The 21,850-nt window shown below is 39.8% G+C and carries 20 protein-coding genes, 1 tRNA gene and 1 pseudogene; 11 read left to right on the top strand and 11 right to left on the bottom strand.

All coding sequences use genetic code 11. The annotated features are described in order from the left end of the window. The first annotated feature begins 1 nt into the window (after position 1). Both UNSWCS_RS08245 and UNSWCS_RS08240 read left to right on the top strand, forming a co-directional pair. Positions 2–862 (top strand): AMIN domain-containing protein, encoded by an 861-nt coding sequence (locus tag UNSWCS_RS08245; RefSeq protein ID WP_021088111.1) that lies wholly within the window; start codon positions 2–4, stop codon positions 860–862. Positions 863–898: 36 nt separating this feature from the next. Then, positions 899–1,951, top strand: coding sequence for a tyrosine-type recombinase/integrase (locus tag UNSWCS_RS08240; protein WP_021088110.1), 1,053 nt, complete (start codon positions 899–901; stop codon positions 1,949–1,951). A 387-nt stretch (positions 1,952–2,338) separates the two neighbouring features. Here the strand turns inward: UNSWCS_RS08240 and UNSWCS_RS08235 are convergent, their stop codons facing one another. The 4 genes from UNSWCS_RS08235 to UNSWCS_RS08220 all read right to left on the bottom strand — a co-directional run bounded on the left by UNSWCS_RS08235 (position 2,339) and on the right by UNSWCS_RS08220 (position 6,562). Further along, entirely contained in the window at positions 2,339–3,469 is a 1,131-nt protein-coding gene (locus UNSWCS_RS08235) for a glycerate kinase (protein ID WP_021088122.1), read from the bottom strand. After that, positions 3,466–4,860: a GntP family permease gene (locus tag UNSWCS_RS08230; protein WP_021088148.1), complete on the bottom strand. Its 1,395-nt coding sequence runs from the start codon at positions 4,858–4,860 to the stop codon at positions 3,466–3,468. Before UNSWCS_RS08230 ends, UNSWCS_RS08235 begins: the two co-directional genes overlap by 4 nt. A 165-nt stretch (positions 4,861–5,025) precedes the next feature. After that, positions 5,026–5,994 (bottom strand): phospholipase A, encoded by a 969-nt coding sequence (locus UNSWCS_RS08225; RefSeq protein ID WP_021088108.1) that lies wholly within the window; start codon positions 5,992–5,994, stop codon positions 5,026–5,028. Further along, positions 5,987–6,562 (bottom strand): molybdenum cofactor guanylyltransferase, encoded by a 576-nt coding sequence (locus UNSWCS_RS08220; RefSeq protein WP_021088120.1) that lies wholly within the window; start codon positions 6,560–6,562, stop codon positions 5,987–5,989. The genes UNSWCS_RS08225 and UNSWCS_RS08220 overlap by 8 nt, the downstream gene beginning before the upstream one ends. A gap of 200 nt (positions 6,563–6,762) precedes the next feature. Here UNSWCS_RS08220 and UNSWCS_RS08215 point away from each other — a divergent pair, with 200 nt between their 5' ends. Then, positions 6,763–7,020: a SemiSWEET family transporter gene (locus tag UNSWCS_RS08215; protein WP_035143775.1), complete on the top strand. Its 258-nt coding sequence runs from the start codon at positions 6,763–6,765 to the stop codon at positions 7,018–7,020. Between the two features lie 68 nt (positions 7,021–7,088). On the opposite strand, the gene UNSWCS_RS08210 is transcribed toward UNSWCS_RS08215, so the two are convergent. From UNSWCS_RS08210 to UNSWCS_RS08200, 3 genes are all read right to left on the bottom strand, one after another. Continuing rightward, the gene (locus UNSWCS_RS08210) at positions 7,089–7,556 is read right to left on the bottom strand and encodes a hypothetical protein (protein ID WP_035143774.1); all 468 of its coding nucleotides are present in this window, start codon (positions 7,554–7,556) and stop codon (positions 7,089–7,091) included. A gap of 8 nt (positions 7,557–7,564) precedes the next feature. Then, complete coding sequence (leuC, locus tag UNSWCS_RS08205) at positions 7,565–8,830, bottom strand: 3-isopropylmalate dehydratase large subunit (RefSeq protein WP_021088131.1); 1,266 nt, start codon at positions 8,828–8,830, stop codon at positions 7,565–7,567. 83 nt (positions 8,831–8,913) lie between these two features. Continuing rightward, positions 8,914–11,034, bottom strand: coding sequence for a TonB-dependent siderophore receptor (locus UNSWCS_RS08200; protein ID WP_021088123.1), 2,121 nt, complete (start codon positions 11,032–11,034; stop codon positions 8,914–8,916). Between the two features lie 385 nt (positions 11,035–11,419). Between UNSWCS_RS08200 and UNSWCS_RS12765 the strand changes: the two are divergent. From UNSWCS_RS12765 to UNSWCS_RS08185, 4 genes and pseudogenes are all read left to right on the top strand, one after another. Next, positions 11,420–12,196, top strand: a pseudogene (locus tag UNSWCS_RS12765) (cache domain-containing protein); the annotation flags it as partial. Beyond that, a complete protein-coding gene (locus UNSWCS_RS12760) occupies positions 12,182–13,396 on the top strand; it encodes a methyl-accepting chemotaxis protein (RefSeq protein WP_414531022.1) in 1,215 nt (404 codons plus the stop codon). The pseudogene UNSWCS_RS12765 and the gene UNSWCS_RS12760, both read left to right, overlap by 15 nt. Before the next feature lie 71 nt (positions 13,397–13,467). Then, a complete protein-coding gene (locus tag UNSWCS_RS08190; protein ID WP_021088137.1) occupies positions 13,468–14,790 on the top strand; it encodes an NFACT RNA binding domain-containing protein in 1,323 nt (440 codons plus the stop codon). A 2-nt stretch (positions 14,791–14,792) separates the two neighbouring features. After that, on the top strand, positions 14,793–15,134 hold the full coding sequence (locus UNSWCS_RS08185) for a hypothetical protein (protein WP_021088094.1): 342 nt from the start codon (positions 14,793–14,795) through the stop codon (positions 15,132–15,134). A gap of 114 nt (positions 15,135–15,248) precedes the next feature. Here the strand turns inward: UNSWCS_RS08185 and UNSWCS_RS11870 are convergent. Further along, positions 15,249–15,346, bottom strand: a tRNA-Sec gene (locus UNSWCS_RS11870). Between the two features lie 75 nt (positions 15,347–15,421). Here UNSWCS_RS11870 and UNSWCS_RS08180 point away from each other — a divergent pair. Next, on the top strand, positions 15,422–15,997 hold the full coding sequence (locus UNSWCS_RS08180; RefSeq protein WP_021088141.1) for a BON domain-containing protein: 576 nt from the start codon (positions 15,422–15,424) through the stop codon (positions 15,995–15,997). Positions 15,998–15,999: 2 nt separating this feature from the next. Here the strand turns inward: UNSWCS_RS08180 and UNSWCS_RS08175 are convergent, their stop codons facing one another. Genes UNSWCS_RS08175 through UNSWCS_RS08165 form a run of 3 tightly spaced genes read right to left on the bottom strand, consistent with a single transcriptional unit; the run spans position 16,000 to position 19,771 of the window. Continuing rightward, positions 16,000–18,450: an efflux RND transporter permease subunit gene (locus tag UNSWCS_RS08175; RefSeq protein ID WP_021088143.1), complete on the bottom strand. Its 2,451-nt coding sequence runs from the start codon at positions 18,448–18,450 to the stop codon at positions 16,000–16,002. Then, positions 18,450–19,052, bottom strand: coding sequence for an ABC transporter substrate-binding protein (locus UNSWCS_RS08170; RefSeq protein WP_021088109.1), 603 nt, complete (start codon positions 19,050–19,052; stop codon positions 18,450–18,452). Before UNSWCS_RS08170 ends, UNSWCS_RS08175 begins: the two co-directional genes overlap by 1 nt. A gap of 2 nt (positions 19,053–19,054) precedes the next feature. Beyond that, entirely contained in the window at positions 19,055–19,771 is a 717-nt protein-coding gene (locus UNSWCS_RS08165) for a VacJ family lipoprotein (protein WP_021088145.1), read from the bottom strand. A 154-nt stretch (positions 19,772–19,925) separates the two neighbouring features. Here UNSWCS_RS08165 and UNSWCS_RS08160 point away from each other — a divergent pair, with 154 nt between their 5' ends. From UNSWCS_RS08160 to UNSWCS_RS08150, 3 genes are read left to right on the top strand one after another with little or no spacing between them, the layout of a single operon-like run. After that, positions 19,926–20,708 carry a TOBE domain-containing protein gene (locus UNSWCS_RS08160; RefSeq protein WP_021088146.1) on the top strand — a complete coding sequence of 261 codons (783 nt, stop codon included), beginning with the start codon at positions 19,926–19,928 and terminating at the stop codon, positions 20,706–20,708. Further along, positions 20,709–21,464 carry a molybdate ABC transporter substrate-binding protein gene (modA, locus tag UNSWCS_RS08155; protein ID WP_021088159.1) on the top strand — a complete coding sequence of 252 codons (756 nt, stop codon included), beginning with the start codon at positions 20,709–20,711 and terminating at the stop codon, positions 21,462–21,464. Continuing rightward, on the top strand, positions 21,461–21,850 hold the full coding sequence (locus UNSWCS_RS08150) for a TOBE domain-containing protein (protein ID WP_021088104.1): 390 nt from the start codon (positions 21,461–21,463) through the stop codon (positions 21,848–21,850). The genes modA and UNSWCS_RS08150 overlap by 4 nt, the downstream gene beginning before the upstream one ends.

Raw genomic sequence — 21,850 nt, 5'->3', positions numbered from 1 at the left:
GATGAAGAAAATTTGGTTAGTTTTATCTATCTTGACTGCGAGCTTATGCGCCAGAGAAAACCCATTTATGCCTATTAGCGAGCTAAACACAAGCGTTATGACGACAAACGTCGTCGAAAAATATGACAGCTTCAACTCGCTCTCGTTTAAATTTCCAAGTGATGCGATGCTACTACTTGATGTCACCATAAGATACAGAGCAAATGACGGCAGCATAAAAGAAAAAAGACTAACTGATATAAACAAAACTATCGACTGGAACGATGAATTTGCCCTAAGCAAGATGAAAAATCCAGAACCAGTCGCAGCTAAAAAACTAGATGTTTCTGTCACGATGGCAGAGGTGCCAGCTCAAAAGGTAAGCACGCCAGTGATAATAGAAAAAAATGAGACCAAAATTTCAAACAAAGATAGAAATAAAACCTCAGATGTGCCAACACCAAACGTCGTGGTGATCGACCTTGGCACAAAAAAAACAAAAGAGCCAGCTAAGCCTGAGCAAAAGGTAGTCGAAGTAAAAATTGAGCCAGCCTCAAAGCCTGTTCAAGAGACAAAGAGCAGCGAAAAAGAGGTTAAATTCTTGGGATTTATCAGCTTTTTGACGCATGAAAAAGAGCTAAATATCATCACAAAAGCTAAAATTTTAAAGCACTTTGCCTACGAAAAAAACAAGATCGTACTTGACTTTGCAAAACCTCCAAGAAGCTTTAAAACTAGAAATTTAAAGCTTGAAAACGAGACATTTAAAAACGTAATAATCGGCTGGCATGATAAGTATTTCAGAGTGGTTTTAGAGCTTGATAAGATGCATAAATATAAGCTTGAAACCGCTGAAAATGGATATGTGCTTAAGCTTTTATAGTTTTTGATATTTGTAATTTAAGCTTATTTTTAAATTTTGCCCCGTTGTAAAGATAGTTTTGAAAACTCATTTATATTTTGGCTAACTCGCTATGTCAAATTTAAACTTAGCTCGCTTTCAAACAAGGAGCTAAGAGACCCAAAGGCGCTTGCAAGTGTAAATTTCGCCCTAAGCCGCGAGATAAAAAATATAGAGCAGCTTGATGGGCTGGTAAAAAGCGCGAGAAATGCAGGTCTAACTGGCATAAATACCTACTTTAACCCACTTAAAAAGATATATGAGACGATGAAATTTTATGAGCTTAGCAGCCTAAAGCAGATAGATGAAGAGCTGTTAAGTGAAATTCTAGCAAGTACGACTGGCGGACTAAGCGATGCGAGCAAGAAAAACTACAGAATTTCAGTGATAAATTTCTTTGCCTTTTTAGACAAACAAAACGAAGAGGACGGCAAAGCTCATGTTTTTGATATAAATTTAAAAAACTGGGGCGGCGTTAGTGGCAACAAAGGGCAAAAGCTGCCTGAGTTTATGGGCGAAGATGAGGTCAAGAAATTTCTTGATGCGATCGAGCAGAGCGACTTTAAGCAAAACTCAAACCGCAACAAGCTCATAATCAAGGTCATTATCTTTACTGGCATCCGTGTGAGCGAGGCGCTAAATTTAAAGAGAAAAGATATCACCGAAGATGGCGATCTTTTTATCATTAGAATTCGTGGTAAAGGCAACAAATACCGCATCGTAATGATAAAGCGCCACCTAATCGAAGCGCATCTAAACGCAATCGCCATAAACTACATCAACAAAGAGGGCTATCTTTTTATAAATAAAAAAGGCACGAGGCTCACGCAGGCTTATGTTAGCCGTATCGTGGAGCAAATTTTATTTAAAGCAGGTATCAGAAAAGAGAAAAATGGTGCTCACATGCTACGCCACACCTTTGCAACGATGCTTTATAAAAAGCAAAAAGACCTCGTGCTAGTGCAAGAAGCCCTTGGACATGCGAGCCTAAATACCTCGCGAATTTACACACACTTTGATAGCGATAAACTAAAACTCGCTGCCAATGTGGCTGAGGATCTGGCAAACTAGGGCACTAAAAGCAAACCATCAATAGTAAATTTAACCCATGCAAATTTAAAACGCTGCTTGAAGGACCAGCTGGCACGCTTCAGATGATATTAAATTTACCCATACAAAATTTAAAACACTAAATTTAACTACGAAACTCTATAAATACGCGAGAATTTTTAGCTTGTAAGCAGCCTAAAAGCTTGCCCTGCATCTAATTTTACGCCGCATGAATAAAAAGTCGCACGAAAATGAAATTTGGCAAGCAAATTTCACTCTACTCGCCAAATTTATATCAAACTAGCCTATCTTTCTTATCTTTGTAGTTTGTAGCACCTTGTGAGTAAAAATTTGAAGTTGAAATTTAGAGAGAAAAAGATAGAAATTTAGCTTCTATCTTTTTTAAATTTATGCTTTGTGATTTAGCATATAAAGGCGGATGACTTGCTCGGCAGTCATCTTTAAATTTCTAATGGCATTATCTTTTCGCATGGCTTCTTCAAGGCTCATTGGCTCATTTAGTATGCAAAAATAGGCATCTATGCCGTGTTTATGGCAGTCTTTGGCGCACCTTTGCACGCTTCCAGCAAGCGCGATGACTGGCTTATGATGCCTCTTAGCTAGCTTTGCCACGCCTGTTGGGGTCTTGCCCATGGTGCTTTGAAAGTCCATGCGGCCTTCGCCAGTGATGACAAGATCAGCCTTTTTGATCTCATCTTCAAGTGCTATTGTCTGCGTGATGATCTCGATGCCAGGCTTGAGCTTTGCGCCCAAAAATGCCACAAAAGCAAAGCCAAGTCCGCCAGCTGCTCCAGCGCCCTTTTGCGTATGAAATTTAGTGCCATTTTTCTCTTTTACAAGGCCTGCAAAGTGCTTTAGCCCATCATCAAGCTGCTTTACCATGCGGCCATTTGCGCCCTTTTGTGGGGCATAGACGTAGGCTGCGCCCTTTTGGCCGTAAAGTGGATTATCCACGTCACAGGCGATTAAAAATTCGCACTCTTTTAGCTCTTTTAGCGCCTCTTCATCTGAAAAGTCGCAAATTTGAGCTAGATCCTCTCCTTTGCCCTCAAGCAAAGCGCCATTTTTATCATAAAATTTAAAACCAAGAGCGCTTAGCATGCCTGTGCCAGCATCATTTGTCGCACTTCCACCGATGCCTATGATAAATTTCCTAGCACCTTTACTAATGGCATCTTTTATCATCTGACCAAAGCCAAATGTGCTAGTTTTCATAGGATTTCTCTCATCAGGATTTATGAGCGTAAGCCCAGAAGCGCTTGACATCTCAAGTATGGCAAGGTCGTCTTTTAGAGCATATCTAGCCAAAATTTCAGTGCCAAGCGGGTTTTTTACAATGGTATCTATAAATTTCGCATCAAGCGCATCAGCCATAGCCTCCACGCTGCCCTCGCCGCCGTCAGCGACTGGCTTTACGACGACGTCACAAAAATCCTCAAGCGCCTCTTTTATAGCAAGGCCCGCCTCAAGCGAGCTTAGCGAGCCTTTTAATGAATCAATCGCAACCAAAATTCTCATAAAAGCACCAAAGATAGAATATAAACGCTGATCATTCCAACAATACCCATGATAAATGTCATCGCTGTTTGCGTGCGGTAACCTTGATCTGCGGTCATCTTACTAAAGTTTGTCACGACCCAGAAATAGCTGTCGTTTGCGTGAGATACGCACATAGCACCAGATGCTATTGCCATGACACAAAGTGCAGCTGAAATTTCGCTCGTAAAGCCAAGTGTTTGCATGAGTGAGTTGTCAGCGCTAAATGCTCCCATGATAGAGGCTGTCGTGATGATAGCCACAGTCGAGCTTCCTTGAGCGGTTTTTAGCACGGCTGAGATGATGAATGGGAAGAAAATTCCTATCGCTTTTATAGTTGAGGCATTTTCTTTTATGAAATTTACAAAGCCAGCCTCAGTGATGACGTTGCCCAAAACGCCGCCAGCTGCGGTGATAAAAAGTATCGGACCGGCGATCTTTAATGATTCGTTTGTTATATGGTCAAATTCTCTCATCTTTTTAGTTTCAGCTAGTAAAAATACGCAAAAGATCACGCCGATCGCAAGGGCGATGATAGGGTTACCTAAGAATAAAAATATCTTTGGCAAGAGCGCAGCTTTATCAAGCATGCCTTGTTTTGCTAAAACATCGATCACAGAGCCAACCGCCATGAAGATGATAGGCATGATGATAGGAGCAAGGCTTAAAAATCCGCTAGGTAACGTGCCAAATTTCTTTAAAAGCTCTTCATAGCTTGCTGTTATCGTATCATCAGCCTCTTTGTCACTGATAGTTACGCTTTTAGCGATACTTTTTGAAAAGAAATAAACAGCCACCAAAACAGGCACTGAAACTACTGTACCCATGATGATGACAAGAAGTAAATTTCCTCCAAGGCCAAGTGTGCCAGCAGCGGCTATCGGGCCAGGAGTTGGCGGGATAAAGACGTGAGAAGCATATAAACCGCCGCTAAGCGCTACTGACATAGCAACTGGGCTTGCTGAAATTTTCTTATAAAGTGCCTCGCGGATAGAGTTTAAGACGACAAAACCGCTATCGCAAAATACCGGTATGCCAACAACCCAGCCCATTATAAGCATGGCAAGCTCAGGGCGTCTTTGTCCGACTAGCTTTACGACCATGTCAGCTAGCTTTAGCGCAGCTCCCGTTTTTTCAAGCACTGTGCCGATGATCGTTCCAAAGATGATGACGATGCCGATGCTCTTAAATGTGCCACTAAAACCAACGCCTATCATCGCTGGGATCTTGGATAGATCGATACCTGCGACTACTGCTAGCACCAAAGATATACTCATAAGTGCCAAAAATGGATGCACCTTGAGCTTTGAGATCATAACGATCATAAGGATGATTGCTATAACAAAACAGACAATCAAAGCTATACCGCTCATGAAAACTCCTTTATTGTGAGATTTTGCTAGTGATTTTAGCAAAATTTGCTTATATTTTTTCTAATATTTTTAAGTTTTTCTATTAGTTAAATTTTTTTCATTATTTATGTAAATTTTAGATTATCTTCCCAAATTTAGCCACTTTATAAGATTAAATTTTTAAGGCTATTTTAAAATAACAAAGCCAAGACCAACCTTGTCAGTGTGCCTATCATAGTCAATCAAGCTCTCGCCGTATCCTGTAAAATACTGCAAATAGCCATAAACGCCGCTTGAAAATATCGGAAACATATATGAAATTTCAGCTGCACCTTTATTTGTTTTATCAAAATGTAAGTTATTTCTTAGCATTAGGCTAAAGATGTGGTCGTTTAGGTTGTAGCTAAGCCTTACGTCGCCGTGTCCGATATACTTTAAAATGTCCTTATTATCGCCCTTGTCGCCAACGACTATCCAAGCTCTTGGCGAGACGCTAAAGTTGCCATAGACAAAGTCGCTTTGCACGTAGGCTCTGTTCCAGCTCCTTGATTTGCTGCCATCTCGTCCGTTTGACTCATGTAAAAGGCCAAATTTTAGGTTTTGGATGCCGATTTTCTCTAGATATTTTGGTGAGGCGAAATTTAAGAAAATTTCTGGCTGATAGTTTGTCTCGCGAAACGGCGATGACTTTTTAGTGATCTGCCACCACGAAGTCTGCGTATAGGCTGCCACTAGGCTCTCTCTAAGACCAAAAATGTCGTAAAATAGCGGCTTTGCAAGGCTTATTTGAAACTTGGTCTCAACGCTCTTTCGCCCATCATCTGGCACAGTTTTAGCGTAAGTTACTGGCAAAAGGTAGTTAAATTTATAAAGCTCGATGCCAAGTGCGTTTTGTAGATGGTGTTCAGCCTTGTTTTCTTGTGTGATCTTAGCCTGCTTTACCTTTGCTTCTGGCGTCGCTGGCTCGGCATTTAGACTAGTCTTGGAAGCTAAGCTTTGCGCATTTATAGAGTTTTCGGCAATGCTTTTATAAATTTGCATGGCACCTTTTATGTCGCCACTTTGCTCAAGTGCTTGCGCCCTTTGAAACTCGCTAAGTTCGCTTGCTGCTAAAAGGCTAAAGCCAAAAGCCAAAAATAGTATAAATTTAGGCATATTTTTGCTCCTTTTTTTGAATTTCATTTGCTATTTTGTACTCTTCTGGGAAATTTACGTTAAAAAACTGCTCTTTGTCCTCAAAATTTACTATCTTGCACTTGCAGTTTTTTCGTAAAAGCCCGATTTTGTGCTCATTTTTTTGGTAAAGCTCATGCGCGAATGGGGTTAAGCTTGGGCTAAAAAAGCCACAAAGCGAGTGGATATGCTCATCATCGCCAGCTACGACCATGTCAAATTCATCTTTAAATTTAGCCAGCTCTTCTAAGCTTTTTGGGTCAAAAAATGGCATATCAGCTGGGATGATAAAGACGCTATGATCAAAGCTTTTAAGCACAGAGTAAAGCGCTAGCATCGGCGAAAAATCCTCACTGCTCTCATCTTTTATGAGCTTTAGCGGTGGGTTAAATTTCTCAAATTTAGAGCTTACAAAAACCTCATCAAAGACTTTGCTAAATTTAGAGGCTTGATAGTGCGTAAGCGTTTCAAAGCCACCAAATGGCAACAAGGTCTTATCCTGACCCATGCGCGAGCTCTTGCCACCTGCTAAAATGACGCAAGTTTGCATCTTTTATCCTTTTAAATTTCAAAAAATTACAAAAGTATAACCAAATTTTCTAACTCATCTTGTTTTAAATTTATTATCACTTGATAAAAACTTTGCCCTTAAATTTGCAAAAAAGAGCGCTTTTTAGCAGACAAAATTAATTTTTTCTCCTCGCTAATCATAAAGCTAGAAAATAACGGCTTACTTTTAAAGAAGATCACATGAGTGAAAGAAATTTACAAATTTTAGGTTGTATAGGTACGTGCCTATCGGTTATTATGTATTTTTCATACATCCCACAGATAATGGGCAACCTCGATGGCCATAAAACGCCTTTTATCCAGCCACTAGCTGCTGCGATAAACTGCACGATCTGGACAAGTTACGGCTTGCTAAAAGCTAAAAAAGACTATCCACTTTCTGCTGCAAACTTGCCAGGCATAATCTTTGGACTTTTGGCAACTATAACAGCGTTTTAATGCGCTGATTTAGTTGTTGTGGCGAGTTCCGCAATAAAATTATTTGCTTTGCCACAACAACTAATTTATTATAGTGTTTGCGCTATTTTGGTTAATTTTTCTTTGATTATATTGCCTTTTGAGCTTAGTGAAGAGATTATTCTCGCTAGCTCCTCTGCTACTATTTCTATTTTTTTATCATCAAAATCTGAAGTGCTAAATTTGTTTAGGATAAGCGGACCAAATTCTTGATATGTAGACATAAAATCTTTATAATCCTCTTGCAGTTCTGGTGCGTAAAAACTGATAAGTGAGTGTAATTTACCAATTTCAAATTTTGGATTTTCTATATTTAAATTTGGATTTATTAACAAAGCTACTTTGTAATGTATTCCCCCTAAAATATCCCCAACTATAATAAACGCTTCCTCTAGCTTTTGTTGCCTGAGTTTATTTTTCTCTTTTTTAGTGTTTAGGTTAGCATACACCCATTGCGCGCACATTGTTAGGACTGCACCGAGTATAATTTTCAATAAGTCAGATATCAAACTATCCATATTATTTTCTATAAGTCCCTCGGATCAGCGATTTTACCTGCTATCGCTGAAGCCGCCACAACAGCCGAGTTAGCCAGATAAATTTCACTCGTTCTATCGCCCATACGACCGACGAAATTTCTATTTGTCGTTGAGATACAGCGCTCATTTGCGCCCAAAATGCCCATATATCCGCCAAGACAAGCACCACAAGTTGGGTTGCTCACAACTGCTCCTGCTTCGATGAAAATGTCGATAAGTCCCTCTTTTTCAGCAGCTCTTGCGATCTTTTGCGTCGCTGGAGTGATGATGAGCCTTGTTTTGCGAGCTACTTTTTTGCCTTTTAGAATTTGCGCTGCTATGCGAAGGTCGCTTAGACGGCCATTTGTGCATGAGCCGATAAATGCCTGATCTATAGCTAGATCGTCGCTAACCGCCTGTCTTACGCTCTTGCCGTTGCTTGGCAAAAATGGATATGCGATGACTGGATCAAGTTTTGTGACATCTATCTCTAAAATTTTGTCGTATTTTGCGCCCTCGTCTGAGTAGAAAAATTTTGGTTTATCACGTAAATTTTTATCTTTTAAAAACTCTTTTGTGATCTCATCAACCGCGATGATACCGCTCTTTGCGCCAGCTTCGATCGCCATATTGCACATTGAAAATCTATCATCCATGCTAAGGCTCTCTATCACCTCGCCACTAAACTCAAGCGCCTTGTAAAGTGCGCCATCAACGCCTATTTGACGGATGATCTCAAGGATGAGATCCTTGCCGTAGACGTGCTTATCAAGCTTGCCTTTAAAGACGACCTTGATGCTCTCAGGCACTTTAAACCAGTTTTTGCCAGTGATCATCGCATAAGCTAGGTCGGTGCTGCCCATGCCGGTGCTAAACGCTCCAAGAGTGCCGTGCGTACAGGTGTGGCTGTCTGCGCCGATGATGACGTCACCTGGGATGACTAGCCCTTTTTCAGGCAAAAGCGCGTGCTCGATACCCATATCTTTTTCGTCAAAATAGTTTTTAAGGTCGTGTTTGTAGGCAAATTCGCGTGAAATTTTGGCTTGATTTGCGCTTAGGATGTCCTTTGTCGGGATGTAGTGGTCCATCACGATGGCAAAGCCGTTTGGGTTAGCTAGCTTTTTAGCTCCACTTCGCTCAAACTGCTTGATCGAAATAGGCGTCGTGATGTCGTTGCCTATGATCATATCGATCTTGCTCTCGATGATCTCTCCTGCGCTTACCTCTTTGCCAACGTGATCTGAAAATATTTTCTCGGTGATAGTTTGTTTCATAAATTTCCTTTAAATTTTGAGGCGATTTTAACAAAAATAGCTAAATTTAAAGAAAATTTACTGAGCCAAAAGGCCCAGCAAATTTAAAATTTAACAGACGCTGTGAGCATAAACTGGCGAGCGTAGCCCATTTGAACCGGCAGCATATTTGAATTTGTTCCGGTTGAAGAAGAAGTAAAGTACATTTTATCCGTTAGATTTTTAACGTTAAATGCAAAATTCGTCTCATAGCCTGCTATTTTAGTATCGTAGCTTATAAATGCATCGTATACGACTGCATTCGGAAGCTTAAACTGCGTAGCCGTATTGGTCGCCGTGTTATAAAAATACGTATACCACGAGCCAAAATATCTTGCGCCGCCACCAAGCCTTAGTCCTTTTGCGCCCAAATGGGAGAAATCATAGTTGGCAAATAAGCTTCCTTGGTGTTTTGGGGTGCCTTCAAGCGGTTTACCGATCATGCCGATATAGGAGTCTTTTTCGGTTTTGGTTTTAGTGTAGGCATAGCTGGTAGACAGACTTAATCCGCTTATTATTCTGCCGTTAAAATCAAACTCTATACCTTTGGATGTTGCTTCGCCAACCGGTTGCGAGTTTTCCGTTATGGTTCTGCCTATATTTTTCTTATCTATCTTAAAGCTGGCTAATGTTGCGGTTATACTATCGTTTTGGAATTTGGTTCCAACTTCGATAGATTTGCCTTCCTCTGGATCGGCATTTGTTATAGCATCGCCCGCCGAGGTCGATACTTGCGGCTTAAAGCTCGTAGCATAGTTCGTATAGACTGACCACTCTGGCGTTATGAGATATAAAAGTCCCGTCTGATAGGTTAGCGCTTTATCGGTTTGATCGGTTACCGGCTTACCAGTTGCGCTTCTTCTGCCTAGCGAATCATAATACTCGTATCTAAGACCAAGAGACAATATAAGCTCGTCGGTTAAATTTATACTATCTTGAATATAACCTCCGACGGTTTTTTGCTTAACTTTTATTATATTATTTTGCCTTGAGACAGCCGACCAAGATGCTCCGGACGCCGCAACGCCGTTTAATAAATTTATCCTACCTATCGTATTAGACCAAGCGCCCGATCTTGCCCTATAGTAGTCTTTGTAATCGACGCCAAATAGCAAGTTGTGAGATATAGTGCCAGTATCAACTATGCCGTTTAGCGTAACGCTACCAGCGTGGGTTCGATGTATAAAGTCGTCGAAATATTGGTATCTACGCTCGGCGTTCGTTAAATTTCTAGGATTGGTAACGATGATGTCTGAATACTTATGCGTGGACCGAGTTAATGCATACGCGGCTTTTAAAAGCCATGCTTCGCCGATATTTTTCTCGAAATTTAAATCGACGGTATCTGTTTTGGCGTCAATATACGCTTCTTTTTCGTCGAATCTTTGTTTATCAGCGCCAAAAATAGTTCCCGCGGCATATCCGGCGGTTGCTTTAGGTAGTATATACGCGCCTCTATCGTAAGGCTTAGTCGTTTTTGAGTGCGTATAGCCTAAATTTATTCGGTAATCATCGCCTTTATATGAGATGGTTGGAGCTATAAGGAGATTTTCAAAATCGCCGAAATTTCTCCAATAATCCTTTTTCGAATAATCAAAGATTAGTCTATAAGCAAACCCGCTATCTGCTATCGGTCCGGTCGTATCAAACCCGATGCCCCGATATTTTCTATTTCCTATTCCCGTCCAAATTTCATTATGAATGCGGTCGTAAAGCGGTTTTTTGGTTACCATATTGATAACGCCACCCGGATCTTGTGGGCCGTAAAGTAAGCTAGCTGGACCTTTTAATACTTCAACCGTTTCAACTGTTTTATTAAAGCTATCCATAACGCCTGCTGGCACGCCGTTGCGCATTATTGAGCCGTCACGCTCGCTAAAAAATCCACGCTTGACGATAGCGTCAAATACGCCGCCTGTTGTGTTGCCATAGCTAACGCCGCTCACGTTTTGAAGGCTCTCGGCTAGCGTCTCTGGCTTTTTGTCTTTTAGCTGCTGCGCTGTCACGACATTTACGGTTTGTGGTATCTCAAGGATAGGTGTATTTGTCTTGCCAACTTCGCTCGTTGTCGCCCTATAACCATCATCAGCGCTATCTTCTACGCTCACGCCTTCTAAATTTACATCAGCAGCATTTAAAGCAGAAACAGCAAAACAAAGTGCGATACTAATGCGAAATTTACTCAATTATTCTCCTTTAAAAAATTAATTATTTTAAAAATCGTTATCATTATATAAAATTGAAATTTAATTTTTAATGAATTAATTTACATTATATTTATGAAAATTTCACAATCTCCATAAAAATACTACTTTTATTATCTATATATTTTAAAATTATAATTTAAGCAATTAAAATAAATTCAACGTCAAATTTAGCCTTAAATTTCATTCTAAATCCCTAAAATACTTTGTTTATTACTTTGGATAATTAAATTAATAAAATTTAGCAAAATTTATCATAACAAGCGTTATTTAGCTACTTTTTGCCATTTTTTCTTAAAAATAAAAATTAAGAGATATTATTTAACTTTTATTATAAAATACGCCGAAAATTTTAAAAGGATTTAAGATGAAAAGACTTTTTTCTAGCTTGTCTAACAAGATAGCCTTTTTGCTGACAGCTTGGATGCTAATAGGCATAGGCATATTTTTTAGCATAAACTACTCAAATTCCAAATCGGAAAAAATTCAGTCCTACAACAATGTGCGTAAAACTGGTCTAAAATCGACGATGTATTTTGTCGATGAGTTTTTAAAGTCAAGACTTCACATGGTGCAAACCTTTGCAAAAGAGCTAGAGGATAAAAAGACCTACGCCAGCAGGGACGATATAGCTGAGGCGCTAAAGGGTGCGTTTGTCATTTCGCCATTTGACGCGCTATTTGTGGGCTATGCAGATAACGGCAACGTCATCAAGACTGATCTTTTGAAAAACAACGAGCCATTTTTGATACCAAATTTTGACGGTCGCACGAGGGCTTGGTTTAAGGGTGCGAGCAGCAGCGGCAAGCCTGGATTTTCAGAACCATACGTAGATGTCACGACAAAGAATTTAACCATCACAGCCTACGCTCCTATCTTTGATAGTAACCACAAGCTTGTAGCGGTAATCGGCGCAAATATCTTCTTAAACGGCCTTAGCGAAGAGCTTTTAGAGATAAAAACAACTAAAACCTCAAACATCATGATCGCCGATGATAACGGCAAAGTGATAGTTCATCCTGATATAAATTTAGTCTCAAAAGAAGATGAAAGCTACAAAAATCTCATCAAAGAAAATATGAAAAACAGCATAGAAGGTGACAAAGTCTCGCTATTTTTCTATAACGGCATGAGAAACGTCATCTACTGCCAAAAGCAAAAACTAACAGGCTGGAACGTCTGTATAGTGGCTGATGCTGATGAGTTTGTAGCTGAGATAAAAAGCGCTTCAAACAAGCAAATTTTGATGTTTAGCCTATTTTTGATCTCAGTCATCATCGCCATCATCGTGGTCGTTAGATACTTCTTAAGGCCAGTTTTAACGATACAAAACGGGCTAATCGAGGTCTTTAAATTTATAAACAACAAAACTTCAAACGTCGAGCCTATCAAGCTAAAAAGCAGCGACGAGCTAGGCGTTATGGCTAGTATCATCAACGAAAATATAGAAAGCACAAAAGAAAATTTAAATAGTGAGCGCGAATTTCTAGCCAAAACGCAAGAATTTGTAAGCAAGATAAAAGGTGGCGACTTTAGAGCGACGCTTGAAGCGACGACAAATAGCCAAGCTCTGCTAAAGCTAAAAGAGGCATTTAGCGATCTACGTGACTCATTAAAAACAAATATCGCTTCAAATGAGCACGATATCTTGAAAGCGCTAGAAATTTACTTTAAAAACGACTTTACCGCTAGAATAAACGACGAAGGCGTCATCGCAAAAGGCATCGACGCACTTGGCGATAAGATCGCACAGATGCTAAAAAATAATGAAGATGTCGCAAAACTGCTAGAAGACCGCGCTAAAGCGCTAAAAGGCTACATGCAAGAGCTAACGACTAAAGCAAACAAGAGTGCCACATCGCTCTCTGAGGGTGCGGCTGCGGTTGAGCAAATGAGTGCGTCTATGAGGCAGGTAAATGCAAGATCTGATGATGTCAAAAGGCAATCCGAGGAGATAAAAAATATCATCACCATCATCCACGACATCGCCGATCAGACAAATTTACTAGCCCTTAACGCTGCCATAGAAGCAGCACGTGCAGGTGAGCATGGCAGAGGCTTTGCGGTTGTGGCTGATGAGGTTAGAAATTTAGCTGAGCGCACGCAAAAAAGCCTTGGCGAGATCGAAGCAAATGCAAATATCCTAACGCAAAACATCGATGATATGAGTGCAGCCATAAATGAGCAAACCATAGCGATCGCTCAGATAAACACGCTAGTTGCTGACATCGACAACCTAACAAAAGAAAATCTCGAAGTGGCAAATCAAACAAACAAGGCCACAAACGAGGTCGATGAGATCGCTGATCAGATCGTAAAAGAGGTCGCTAAAAACAAATTTTAACTTTTGTCCTAGCAAGCCAGCTAGGACTCTTTGTTAAAACATTTTTGCAACATTTCTGATATAATCCCCGCATGAAGTACGCACATTTAGTTCAAATAGCAAGTTATCTATCAAAATTTAAAAAGATAAGCCAGGCAAAGCGTGTAAGCGACATGGCTATACTTATCGAATTTAGCGGCGAAAAGATCATCTTTGATCTAAATAAGTCAAACTCTGCTATCTATAAAGATGACGAGCTAAAAGAGGCGAAAATTTATCAAGCACCCTTTGATAATGTCCTAAAAAAACGCTTTAACGCCTCACATATAAAAAGCGTCGAGTGCCTAAAAGACAATAGAATTTTAAAATTTACCTGCACGCAAAGTGGCTCATATAAAAGCGAAAATTTCATCCTTTATCTTGAATTTACAGGCCGCTTTACAAACGCCGTGATAACTGACGAAAATAGCGTGATCATCGAGGCGCTAAGACATATTGACAATAGTTACCGCAAGATAGAAACTGGCGAGGTTTTAAAAGAGCTGCCAGCCATCGCTATAAAAGAAAAGCCGTGCGAGCCGATAACGGACTTTGAGGCCTTTTTTAGAAGTGAAGCAGCTAGGATAAACGAGTCTAGGATAGCTAGCTTAAAAGAGGCAAAGCTTGCTAGCGTGCAAAAAAAGATAGATAGCATGAGCGAAATTTTAAACTCGCTTGAAGATAAAGATGAGCTTATGAAAAAGAGCGAGGAGTTTGCAAACTACGGCACGCTCTTGCTTGCAAATTTGGCAAATTTTAAAGGCTATGAGAGAGAAATTTCTCTTAATGATTTTGACGGCAATGAGATAAAACTAACTCTTAGCGATACGCCAAAAAATAGCGCAAATGAATTTTACTCAAGATCAAAAAAACTTCGTGCAAAAGCCCTTGGTGTGGAGATAGAAAAGAGAAATTTAAGCGAAAAGATCGAGTTTTTAGAAGGGCTAAAGTCACTTTTAAAAGAGGCAAAAAGTGCTTACGAGCTTGAAATTTTAAGCCCAAAAAACAAAGCAAAACAAAGAGAGAGACACATAAAAGATGTGAGCGAAAATGCTGAAATTTTTTACGTTAGGGAATTTAAAATTTTAGTTGGCAGAAACGAAAAAGGCAATATAAATTTGCTCGATCTCGCCAAAAAAGACGATATCTGGCTTCATCTAAAAGACGCCCCAAGCGCTCACGTCATCATCAAGACAAACAAGAGCAAAGTGCCAGAGGACGTGCTAGAGATGGCTGCTAAATTTTGCGTGGAATTTAGCGTAAAAGGGGCTGGCAGATATGAGGTGGATTACACTAAACGTGAAAATTTAAGGCGCGAAAATGGCGCAAATGTCACTTACACAAACTACAAAACGATCATCATAAATAAAGGCTAAAAATGGCGGTAACACCTTTAGGAAACAGCAACTTCATCAACCAAAACGCCCCAGTCGTCTCGCAGGTGCATGCAAACCAGCAAGCACGTTTTGACATGCAAGCGCTAATGGCATCTGAGCTAGCCACCCAGCAAAACGAGGAGATACAAGAGGTGCGTCCGATGGAGGAGTCATATAAAATAGACCCTGAAAAAGAGCACGAGCGTCAAAAGAGCGAAGAAGAGGCGAGCGAGTTTGAGAACGAAGAGCAAAACGCAAAAGCTAAAGATGAAGAGGTCTTTGAAGACGAGCTTGATAGCGAAGAAGAGAGCGAAGAACCGCACGTTTTGGATATAAAAATTTAAACTTTAAATTTAAGATGGTTGTTTAAATCACACCATTATTTTTAAAATTTACTAGCTAACTGTGCCTTAAAATCAAAAAAATCATTTAAAAAGTAGAAATTAAAGAAGTAAAAGTGGCGAGAGGATGAGAGAATCGAACTCCCCACCAGACGGTCAACCGCCCAGTCATCGGGTTTGAAGCCCGTGAGCATCACCAGATTACTTTATCCTCCGTGCGTGTTATTTTAGCAGATTTAGATAAATTTTAGCCCATTTTCTATAAACTTTTTGAAATTACAAAAGGATTTATGATTTCTAAATTTAGCGTTTTTGCATTTTTGGTCTTATTTTTTTGCTCTTGCTCCTCAGTCCTCACCCCAGCAACAGCGCCGCTAAATGTATATGACGCATACTCCATTTCTCGCGACAAGCGCGGCATCTACTCGATCTCTCGTGATAAATTTATCCAAAGCAAGCTACAAAGCAAAATTTTGTTTTCAAAAGGACTTAGCAACATTGACATCGAGATAGAGGTCTTTTATGGCGACGCCTATCTCATAGGGCTTGTTGATAGCAAAGAGCTTGAAGATAAGCTAGTTGAGCTTGCAAAAAGCACAGACGGAGTGCGCAAAATTTACACCTATCTTAGGGTAAAAAAGAGCGAGTATCCGTGCGATAGCCTAAGCATACTTGCAAATTTAAAGCAAAATCTCTTTAAAGATAGCGTCGTTGAGGGCACAAATGTGCGAGTTAGCATCGTTGGCTGTGACGTTGTTTTTAGCGGTGTGGTAGATAGCATCGAGCAAGAAAAGCACGCCATTTGGTACGCTAAGCACATTGACGGCGTGGCTGATGTCTATTCGTTTATCAAAGTTATCAAATAAATTTATACCTCGCGCTTTTTCACAAAGCTTGCTATCAAACTTGGCAAGATGATGAGTGCGCCAAGCAGCATAAATACCATAACAAGATCAGTTAGCAAACCAAAATAAATAGTCGGTATAAAGTTGCTAGTTATCATCACGCTAAAGCCAAGAAAAATGGTAAATGAGGTGTAATACATCGCATATCCGATGCTAGCGTGTGCAGCCTTGATGCTTTCAAAAACGCCCTTTGTAAGCAGCTCCTCTTTGAAGCGGTGGATGTAGTGGATGATATCATCAACGCCGATGCCTATACTAATGGCAGCTATCGTAATGCTCATCACATCAAGCGGTATGCCAAAAAATCCCATCACGCCAAAAAGGGTGCAAAGCGGGATCAAATTTGAAACAATGGCGATGGTCGCAAGCTTAATGCTTCTAAAAACAAAGCAAAATATAACAAAAAGTATCACAACCGTTAGTCCAAATGTATCAACCTGCGAGCTAAGTAAATTTTGAAGCATGTTGTTATAAAGCACCATCATACCAACAACTTCGATGCTTACGTTGTCATTTTTAGTAAGCTTCAAAAGCCCTTCTCTAAGCTCTTTTAGAAATAAATTTCGTCTAAGCTTTGGATCGCTATCAACGATCCTTAGGCTAAATCTAAGCTCGTCGTTTTCGACGCTTACATAAGGACTTAGCAAAATCTTTTTATACTCAAGTGGTAGTTTTTCATACATCGCAGCTAGCAAAAAATCATCACTAACGCCGTTATTTAGCTCTTTTATCGCCTTTATAAGCGTTGCAAGAGAGCTTACGTTGCCTACAAAATTTTGCTCTTTTAGATAGTCATGAACTTTTTCTGCAACTCTTGTGTGGTAGCTGTTAAACCAGTATTTTGCGCTCTTTGCGTCGTTTTCAAACTCGCTTTCAAAGTCATCTTTCTCATCACTTTTTTCTTGTTTTGGCTCGCTCTCTTTAAATTTCACTATCACATCAACTGGGATCGTGCCACCAAGCTTTGTGTCGATGACCTGCATGCCTTGGCGGATCTGTGTGCTCTCTTTAAAATAGCCAATGAAGCTGTTTTCAACCTTTATCTTACTGATGCCATAAACACCAAAGCAGACAACTAGCACGCAAACTGCGTAGATGATCTTTCTTGAGTTTAGGGCTAAATTTGCGCAGTATTTTGTAAATTTAAAGCTGTTTTCAAATGTCCTAACAGGAGCAAGCTTCTTTAAATTTACATTTATCGCGCCAAATAGCAAAAATGCAAGCACAAGTGAAACGCTAATGCCAGCACTCATCATAATGCCAAGCATGATAACTGGCTTTATATCGGCACTCATTAGTGAGCTAAAGCCAATGACTGTCGTAAATATCGCCCAAAAAGATGGAGAAAATTTGTCACGAAGGGTCAGATAAATTAGCTGATTTTGACTGTATTTTGGATGCCTTGCGTAAAATTCTCTATAGCTAACGACTAAGTGGATGACTGTTGAGATGGTGATAATTAGCTGAAGTGCGATGTAGTTTGAGCTAATGACCGTCACTTCCCAGCCAAACATACCAAAAATCCCGGTCGTAAAAATGGCACTTACCGCGCAGATAAACATCGGCAAGACGATCCATCTAACCTGTCTGAAAAATAGCCACAAACTAAAGCTAAGAAGCGCTAGAACGCTTAGGCCGTAAACCAAAAGATCGCTCTTTATAAAGCCTATCATATCATCAGCGATCATATTCGCACCGCCCAAAAACAGCTCGTCATTTGCGTTAAATTTAGCGATGGCTGCCTTTATGGCTTCAAGGTTTTTGTGATCGCTCTTTCTAAGCTCATCACGGTAGGCTTTAAACTCCGCTAAAAGCGCTTTAAATTTCTCTTTTTCAGCCTGCGTGATAGTGCCGTTTGACTCTTTTTGGCTAAGTAAATTTCGCTCATTTAAAAGCTCGTTAAATTTATCATCTTGCTTTAAATTTAGCGCGATCGCTGTGGTTTTTAGATCTTTGCTTATCAAATTTCCGCTATAAATGGGGCTTTTTGCAAACTCAAGCTTTGCTTTTGAGATATTTATATCTTTATCACTTAGTGTTGGAGTGTGATCTAAGATGCCTGTCACGCCACCTTTTACGCTATTTAAAAGTGGGACGTTTAAGATAGAGATGACGCTGCTAACCATATCGTTTTTGGCTAGCTCGTCACTTAAATTTTTAATAAGCTCTAAATTTTTAGGTGAAAAAAGATCATCTTTTGGGGTAAAAGCGACCACCAAAAGCCCTGGCGAGTCGTAGCGCTTTGCGATCTGCCTATAGGCTTTTAGATCTGGGTCATGCTCAAGCAGCAAGGTCTCAGCTGAAGCGTCGATGCTAAGCTTTGTGCTAAGGTAGCCAAAAACTACGCTTAGAACTAGCACAAGCGAGATAACAAGCTTATTTTTGGCAATGATAAATTTAAAAATTTGTCGCATTAAGGATTAGTTTTGTTTTGATCAGGCAAAACCGCTTCGTTTAGTTTTTGTAAAAGCGTATTAAAATCAGCATTATTTAGCACATCGCCAAACTGACTTCTATAAGTTTGAATGATGCTCACACCAACGATATCAAGGTCATAAATGAGCCAGCCACGCTCTTTTGCATCGTAAAATTTATAGACAAATTCATAGTTTTTGCCGTCATTTAGAAGCTCTGATGTGAGCCAGTATCTATTTTTTTGAGGCTCACTCTCTCCAGTGATGTGGATCTCTTGATCTTTGTAGCCTAAAAGTTTGTCGATATATGAGCTTTTTAGCTTTTGCTCAAATGCAGCGTCAAATTTAGCTTGCTCGTCAGCACTTAGGCTGTTGTAGCGTTTGCCAAGACTGATCTTTGCCATTTGTTTATAGTCAAATAGTGGATCAAGCAGAGCAAAAATCTCTTTTGTCTTTGCATTGTTATCTAAATTTGTATTTTTTAAAATTTCAATCACCTTTGTTGTCTTTGCCTCTATATCAGGCTTTATCTGCTCTTTTGACATAGCAAAAAGGCTAGTTGCTAAAAGTAAAATCGCCGCTATAATTTTAAAAATTTTCATACTTACTCCTTGATAAGTTTATCGCGTCTTTGCTCGTAAGCATCGCGTAAAAATGGATATAGATCGATCGCATCTTTTCTTAGTTTTTCATAAGCAGTTGGATCTTGTGAAAAGCTGTTAAACGCCCTATATGACTTGATGCCAGCTGACAAAAGCATAGGATCAATGTAGCTAATAGGATCAGCAAAATAGTCTCCAACTAGGCCTCCAGTATCTCTTAAATTTGATGGTCCAAGCAAAGGCCAAACGATATGAAAACCGCTTCCTAGCCCCCAGTAACCAAGGGTTTGTCCAAAGTCTTCGTTGTGAGCCTTTAGATCATAGTATTTTGCCCCGTCCGTTAGCCCACCAAAGCCAATTATCGTGTTTGCCAAAAAGCGCAAAGTCTCTTCGCCAGCGTTTTGAAATTTAAACTGAAGCAGGTTATTTACAAAGCGCACTGGGAAAAGGAGGTTGTCAAAGAAATTTGCAACCATCGTCCTAGCTGTGGCTGGCACGACATAAGCGTAGCCTTTTGCCACTGGAGTTAGCATGTTTACGTAGATAAAGTCATTTACATTTGTCATCACTCTGTTATAGCCACTAAGCGGGTCAAAAACATCTTTTTTTGCTTCAAATTCAACATCAAAATCATCATTTTCATTGCCATTAGTTGCGTTTATATCGGCACTGGCACAGGCTAAAAGCAGGCTACAAAAGATAGCGAGCAAAAATTTCATCATAAAACCTTAAAATTTATTTATAAAATACAGCTTGATTTTATCCTCTTGAAACTTTACAAAAAATTAAAGAAAATTTGTAATTTTAAGCTTTTGTATTAATATAATTAGATATACTTTGCAAATTATTATTATATATTTAGAGGTTAAAAATTTGAAAGCAGATATAAATTTAGAGCTATTTCTAGGCGAAGATACGCAGGTTTTGGCAAAGCATATAGCGCTACTTAAGGCGATAAAAGAGACAAAAAGTATCACAAAAGCGGCTGAGGTTGTCGGCATATCATACAAAAACGCTTGGGACTGCTTAGATACGATAAACAACAAAAGTAGCAAGCCTCTCATCATAAGAGCTGATGGCAACAAGAAAAATAGCGGCTCAGAGCTTAGCCCATATGCCAAAAAACTGATAAAAATTTACGACGCTATCCTCGAGACACAAAAGGACTTTTTGCAAAAAATTTGCCAAAAGGTTGATTTTGAAGATGTTGATATCATAAATTTACAAAGGATGAGTATGAATTTAAGTGCGAGAAATCAGCTCTCATGTGAGATCGTTAGCATAAACAGAGGCGCTGTAAATTCTGAAATCATCGCAAAGCTAAGCAATGGCAAAACGCTTGAAGCGACCATAACAGTTGAGAGCGAGAAAAATTTAGGTCTAAAAGTGGGTCAAAAGGTAGTTTTCATCTTTAAAGCGCCCTCTGTCATCCTTGCAAAAGATCTTGATATAAAAATAAGCACCAGCAACCAGCTAAAAGGCGAGGTCATCGAAGCAAAAATAGGCGCTGTAAATGCTGAGGTCACGCTAAAACTAAGTGATGAGCAAACTTTAACTGCTATCATCACAAAAGATAGCGCAATGGATATGCAAATAGGCGTTGGTGACACGCTTTTAGCAATAGTAAAATCATCTCAAATCATAATAGGAGTATAAATGAAAAGGGTTTTTAAATTTATATGTGTGGCGGCGTTGCTAGCTATAAACGCCTTTGGCGCAGAGGTAAATGTCTATGCCGCAGCAAACACGACTTATGCGTTTCCTGAGCTTATAAAAGAGTTTAATAAGCTTCATCCAGACGCTAAGATCAACCTAACTCTTGGCGCAAGCGGCGGCCTTGTCACGCAGATACAAAACTCAGCTCCAGCTGATATCTTCATGGCTGCTGATATGGGCTTTGCGCAAAAGGCCTACGACACAGGCTTTGCAGTGGATGCTCCAAAAGTTTATGCACAAGGCGCTGTGGCTATCTTTTCTATAAGAAATGTGGACTTTAAAAAGGGCATCGAAGTTGTTCGCGGCTTAAAAGCGATCTCAATAGCAAATCCAGAAACAGCACCTTACGGCAAGGCTAGTATCGAGGCTCTTAAAAATGCAAAAATTTATGACGAAGTAGAGAAAAACATCGTCTATGCTCAAAAAATTTCTGAGACACTTTCTCAAGCACTAAGTGCTTCAGATGTTGGATTTATCGCTGCTAGCGCGCTTTTTAGCGAGAAAATGGCAAAATACAAAGAGGGCACTAACTATATCTTCGTGCCTCAAGAGCTCTACACTCCGATCGATCAAGGCATCGTGCTTTTAAAACATGCTGATGGTAACGCTGATGCTAAGGCATTTTATGAATTTGTCTTAGGCGATAAAGCAAGAGAAATTTTCAAGAAATTTGGCTACAACGTCCCAGCTAAATGATAAGAGCAAAGATCGTTCAAATTTCATCCAAAGATGACGTCAGCTTTTTTGAGCTTGAGTGCCTAAATTTAGGGACAAATTTATATATGCTAGCCTTAAATGAGGCTAGCAAATTTGCCCTAAATGATGAGGTGAGCTTAAATTTCAAAAGCTCAGACGTCATCTTATCAAGGCTTAGACTTGAGGCTAGTTCGCTTGAAAATGAGCTAAAATGCGAGGTCGCTGGCATAACTCGCGGCGAAATTTTAAGCATAGTTAGCCTAAAGTGTGAGCAGCTTTGCTTTGAGGCCATCATCTCGGATCACGCTCTAAAAGGGCTAAATTTAGTGATGGGCGAGCAGGTTTTTGCCTACGTTAAATCAACAAGTATCCACGTAAGCGCTTAA

The organism is Campylobacter concisus UNSWCS, assembly GCF_000466685.1.
GTDB classification, from domain to species: domain Bacteria; phylum Campylobacterota; class Campylobacteria; order Campylobacterales; family Campylobacteraceae; genus Campylobacter_A; species Campylobacter_A concisus_A.
Note: the sequence above shows the minus strand (reverse complement) of the source record. Positions and strands in the feature narration are given on the sequence as shown.